The following is a 5,264-nucleotide window of genomic DNA, read 5'->3' as shown; positions in this document are numbered from 1 at the left end:
ATTCTACTCAACCGCCTTCTCGAGTCAAGCCTTATTTTCAAAGGCTTTTCTATGCACCGACTGGCTTGTTTGCGTTGCCGCTTGCCCTGTCGATGTGGCGCATTATAGAGAGATTGATCGCGTTGGCAAGGGCCGCAATGCAATAAAACTGCAAAAATCGTCACTTATTTAGTTATTCACAACCAACCACAGCTTTTATACAAACTTATCCACAGAAATGCCGTAAAACGGTATGTTTAGCCTCATGAGTGGCCCGCGTTTAGCCGCTGGAAATGCCCCCTCGCATACCGATTCCCCCGATCATCTATCTATATAAAGAAGCGATCATGCCAGGCCCGCTTCTTTCACCCATGCTGCGATCAACGCCGCGGCCGGGAGGTCACGGCATCCCGACACATTCTGCCCCGCCCACAATGGCGAGAAGCCATGGTCGCCAGCCTTCTCCGCCGCAGCGCGCAGTGGTACCAGCGCACCGCTGGCATGGGGGAAGCCAGGTGCCGATAGCGAAAGCGGACCCAGCTCCCGCATCAGCCGATTGACAATTCCCCTTGCCGGACGACCACTGTACAAGTTGGTCAGGGCCGTGTGCTGGCCCTGAGTCGACTGAATAGCCGCACGATGCAGGGCAGAGGTTGTCGCCTCATGACAGCAAAGGAAGGCAGTTCCCATCTGGACAGCGCTGGCCCCCAACGCCAGGGCTGCCCTAATCCCCTTGCCATCAACTATGCCACCGGCGGCGATGACGGGCAGCTCCACTGCGGCCACTATCTGTGGCAGCAAGGTAAAGGTGCCTTGCTGCAAGGCGAGATCCTCATTGAGGAAGTGGCCGCGATGGCCGCCCGCCTCCAGACCCTGCGCTATGATGGCGTCGGCACCATGGCGCGCCAACCACTGCGCTTCTGCTACTGTAGTCGCACTGGCAAACACTTTTGCCCCCATAGCTTTCACCCGGGCCAACAGGCTCGGCTCGGGCAGGCCGAAATGGAAACTGACCACAGCGGGGTTGAACTCGGCCAGGATGGCGGCATGCTCGGTGTTGAACGGGGCGCGACTGGGCGCCGTCACCGTGGCCTCGGCATTCACCCCGAACTCGGCGTAGTAAGGTGCCAAGGTCTGCTGCCAACCGGTGAGAGCGATCGGATCCGGCTCAGTTTGCCGATGGCAGAAGAAGTTGATGTTGAACGGCCCCAGACCGCTGGCGGCAAACCGTGCCAATTCATTCGCCAGTTCGATCGGGCTGAGCATGGCAGCCGGCAAGGAGCCCAGACAACCCGCTCCTGTGACGGTCAGCGCCAGTGCACTGTTTTGCACACCCGCCATGGGGGCCTGAATGATGGGATAACGCAACCCCAGATCGGCGAACAGGCTCATAACCCGGCCACCCGCTCAGGAGACGAAAGGACGTCGGCTAAAACCTGGCTGCGCGCCAGCGCTATGGCGCCATCGATGGCACCGCGGGCCTGCGGACTGTTCTGCCAGCAAGTCGATCCCAGCATGCTGGCCACCAGCTGCACTATGTGGCCCGTGTCCGCCTCGGCCAGCTCGCTCAGTGTGTGGTAGCCCAGCTGTTCAAGCCGCCCGATGACAGTGGGACCGACCCCTTTCACCCCAAGCAGCAAGCTTCGTTCCTGTGCCGAGAACTGTTTCATGTCAGTCATTGACCAGACTCCTTTCCGATGACGGTATGTGTTCATCAGGCCCACAAGGAACCTGATGAAGAGAAAAAGTGATCAGCGCACGCTGCGCAGCAAGAAATCCGGCTGACCGCAGGAGCGCAGTTCACGCTTTTGCATCTCGTCGGAACAGGTGACGGCAGCCGTCCCCGCCTTGTTGATGCAGAGGTAGACCTCCCGCAAGAAGCGGCCACCGTCGGCGCAAGCCACCGTGATGTTATCGGGGGCCAGCCAGTCGTTGGCGCTCGCCAAATCGACCTTGATCTGGAAGAGGCTCTTGCGCAGGGGATCTGTCGGCGACTGATAAGCGGCCGGGATCTTCACCTTCTGACGCAAGTCGCTGGCCAGCTGATGGTACTGCGGCTGGTCGAGGCCGGAGCAGGTGCCGTGCTTCTCCCACTCATGGCGATAGAGGAAACGGCTGGGATAGAGCCCGGCAAACTGCTGCTCCATGTCGGGATCGAGCCGCTCACGGGAACAGTTGCTCGGGTAGCCACGCTGATACTGGGGCCAGAGGCCGTGCAGCACGAATCCCAGCTGGCGGGAACATTGGTCCCGATCGGCCGGCTTGACGGCGCAATGCTCCGGCGACCAGGAGAGCGCCAGGGCATAATAGTCAAACTCGCCCGCCTCCCCCTTGGCCTGCACGACAGAAGAGAACAAGGGGGAGAAAAGCAGGGTGCCGAGCAGGACAACAATCTTCTTCATCTTGGGTATCCAGCGTTATATCAACAGAGTACCAGGCGGGCCACACGGCCCGTTCGGCAGAAATCATGCTCCCATAATTTGCGCGTCGGGAACACCCCGACACAATACGTGCACGACCCCAAGGGTCAGACCAGTCAGGGGTTCCCCCTCCCCGCCCACAGGCGTAAGCTGACCCACCGGCAGGCCTGTGGCCTCGCCTTTTTTCCCGTCCCGACTTCATCTTCAACAGGATGTAACATGATCCGCAAGAATCCTTCCGGCCACCTGCCGGTCATCGACGAATCAGCCTATATCGACAAGACTGCCATCATCTGTGGCAAGGTGATCATCAAGGAAAATGTGTTTGTCGGCCCCTATGCGGTGATCCGCGCCGACGAGGTGGATGCCAACGGCGAGATGGAACCCATCGTCATCGGCGCCAACTCCAACATTCAGGACGGGGTGGTGATCCACTCCAAGTCCGGTGCCGCCGTCACCATAGGCGAGTACACCTCCATCGCCCATCGCTCAATCGTGCACGGCCCGTGCGAAGTCGGTAACCGGGTCTTCATCGGCTTCAACAGCGTACTGTTCAACTGTCACATAGGTGAAGGTTCAGTGGTACGCCACAACTCGGTGGTGGATGGTTGCGATCTGCCGCCCGGCTTCTATGTGCCCTCCACCACCCGCATCAACCAGCAGAGCGATCTGGCCGAGATCCCCAGAGTCACAGTGGATGCCACCGAGTTCTCCGAGGACGTGGCCCACACCAATATCGATCTGGTCAAAGGGTACAAGGCACTCTCGAACGAGTTCTGATCCGTTTCTTTATTACCAGACAACCAAACGGGCGCAGAAGCGCCCGTTGCTATTTCTATCTCGCTTATATCTGTACGGATCAGGAGCATTTCTTCAGGCTGATATGCCAGTTGGCGCCCGACTGCACCTGATGCTTGGCGGCGAAGCTATCCATATTGAGGGCAACCGACACCTGCAGCAGGCTGTTGAGGTAGATCAGCGGCTGGCCTTCTGCTACATCGCCAAAGCTGCTGACATAGGGCGCCTTGCCGTCGAACTTGACCGCATCCCCTTCGCTGATCTTGATGCAGGCGCTGTCTCCCTTGTTGATCCCCGCCTGGGTCAGCAGGGCATCATCGATATTGGTCCAGACATTGCCGTACTGCACATCGAGGATCGGGATGGTGCCCTTGAGGGTGCCATCCTTGTCAGCAACTGCTGGCTGATAGGGGATCTTCACCACTTCGGCGGGCAGTTTGGGGCCAACCAGCTCGTAGCTGATGGCACCGGAGGCAAGCCGTGCACCTGTGTAGGCATACACATCGCGGCCATGGAAGGTATAGGACTTCTCGGAGCCCTTGAGGCGATTGAGTTTCTCATCGATCTGGCGCACCGCCTCGATGCCAAAGTGCTCGGCCACCAGCGTCAAGGTGCCGTTATCCGGGGTGACGATGTAGTGGCCGCTCTTGGTCTTGAGCACCACCGAGTGGCGGTCGGTGCCCACGCCAGGATCCACCACGCTGACAAACACAGTGCCTTTGGGCCAATACTGCAAGGTCTGGTAGAGACGGTAAGAGGCTTCCCAAATGTTGTAGGCCGGGATCTCGTGGGTCAGGTCATAGAGCGGCAAGTTGCGATCCACCCCGAAGGCGACTCCCTTCATAGCCGATACGGCGCCATCTTTGAGACCGAAATCGGTCTGGATCACCAGCGCTTCGTTGGCGGCGGCAATGCCGCTGGCCAGCATGAGGGCGAGCGCGATGGCGCGGGGAGCGGTGCGAATATCCATATCTGAACTCCTGAATCATCTGAGGATAGCGAAACGGCATCCGCCATTTGGACATCCAGACTGCCATCTGTGGATTTTTTTGCAAGGGGTTTGCATCAAAGTGAGATGTGATGCGCAGAAAATGTGCTCACCCAACGGCAACGGCAACGGCGGAAGTATCAAGGGCAGAATGAGAACAGGTTTACAACACAGGAGCTCAGCATCATGGCACAGCCGCACCCGCTGGCGGTGTCCCATCTGCCCAAAGGGCTACGCTTTGCCGCCGTACTGCCGATCCTGCGTGAATGAATGCACCATCTGGATGCCAAAAGCGTGTTGCTGGCAGATTGATGGGTAAACCGATTAAATCACAGCCCGCTCGAAACGACTGCGTGATACTCCCCAGGCCAACCCCAGGCTGATCAGAATGCTACCGGCGGCGAGCAGATCCACCGCAACCCGCAGGCCGACACTGTCACTCACCCAGCCCAGCAGCACAGGCACCCAGTTCGCCACATAGGCAATCACATAGAAGAGCGACACCAGCCGAGCATGGCTGGAACTAGGGGCGATGCAATTGACCAGGGTCGCGCTGCCAACAAACACAGCGCCTTGAGCATAACCGGCCACCAGCAGCCCAAACCCGGCCAGCCAGAGCGACTGGACGTGCACGGCGCCGATAAATAACAGCACGCAAAGTACCAGCGCCAGGCAACCGCTCTGCAGGGTATGGCGAGCATCGAGGCGGCGGACCCAGAGCTGGCACAGGCCGGAGAGCACCATATAAGCCGCGATCAGATAACCGAACAGGCCTAGATCCCGCATCCCCAGCAATTGGCTCACCACCTTGGGGCCAATTGCCAGCAGGCTGGCCGCCACTGCCCAGGCGGTAAACAGGGCCGCCGCGCAAAGAAAGAATGCAACTCCAGTGGCCTTGAGACCCTCCCCCAAGGATCCCTTGCCCTGCCCGTGCGCCGGGGCTGGCGTCCCTTGCGCGCTTGCGGGCCAGCTCAGCACAACACCTGCCATGGCGCAGGCCGCCAGCCCCATGATGAGCAGGAAGGGCAAGCTGGTCGGATAAAAGTCCAGCCGCAACGCCAGCCCGCTGAATACCGGGC

At 59.5% G+C, this 5,264-nt stretch carries 5 protein-coding genes and 1 pseudogene; 1 reads left to right on the top strand and 5 read right to left on the bottom strand.

The window, feature by feature from the left end:
• Window positions 1–324: 324 nt before the first annotated feature.
• From AAC083_RS17780 to AAC083_RS17770, 3 genes are all read right to left on the bottom strand, one after another.
• Window positions 325–1,371, bottom strand: coding sequence for an NAD(P)H-dependent flavin oxidoreductase (locus tag AAC083_RS17780; protein ID WP_108537311.1), 1,047 nt, complete (start codon window positions 1,369–1,371; stop codon window positions 325–327).
• The gene (locus AAC083_RS17775) at window positions 1,368–1,658 is read right to left on the bottom strand and encodes a Pathogenicity locus (RefSeq protein ID WP_108537310.1); all 291 of its coding nucleotides are present in this window, start codon (window positions 1,656–1,658) and stop codon (window positions 1,368–1,370) included. The genes AAC083_RS17780 and AAC083_RS17775 overlap by 4 nt, the downstream gene beginning before the upstream one ends.
• 72 nt (window positions 1,659–1,730) lie before the next feature.
• Window positions 1,731–2,381, bottom strand: coding sequence for a ribonuclease T2 family protein (locus AAC083_RS17770; RefSeq protein ID WP_181364807.1), 651 nt, complete (start codon window positions 2,379–2,381; stop codon window positions 1,731–1,733).
• A gap of 237 nt (window positions 2,382–2,618) precedes the next feature.
• Here AAC083_RS17770 and AAC083_RS17765 point away from each other — a divergent pair, with 237 nt between their 5' ends.
• Entirely contained in the window at window positions 2,619–3,179 is a 561-nt protein-coding gene (locus AAC083_RS17765; protein WP_042038913.1) for a gamma carbonic anhydrase family protein, read from the top strand.
• 79 nt (window positions 3,180–3,258) lie between these two features.
• On the opposite strand, the gene AAC083_RS17760 is transcribed toward AAC083_RS17765, so the two are convergent.
• Window positions 3,259–4,167: an SAM hydrolase/SAM-dependent halogenase family protein gene (locus tag AAC083_RS17760; RefSeq protein WP_108537309.1), complete on the bottom strand. Its 909-nt coding sequence runs from the start codon at window positions 4,165–4,167 to the stop codon at window positions 3,259–3,261.
• A gap of 342 nt (window positions 4,168–4,509) precedes the next feature.
• Window positions 4,510–5,264 (bottom strand): annotated as a pseudogene (locus tag AAC083_RS17755) (MFS transporter); the annotation flags it as partial.

It is taken from the genome of Aeromonas sp. HMWF014, assembly GCF_963878295.1.
GTDB lineage: Bacteria > Pseudomonadota > Gammaproteobacteria > Enterobacterales > Aeromonadaceae > Aeromonas > Aeromonas popoffii.
This window is presented reverse-complemented; position numbering and strand designations above follow the sequence as displayed.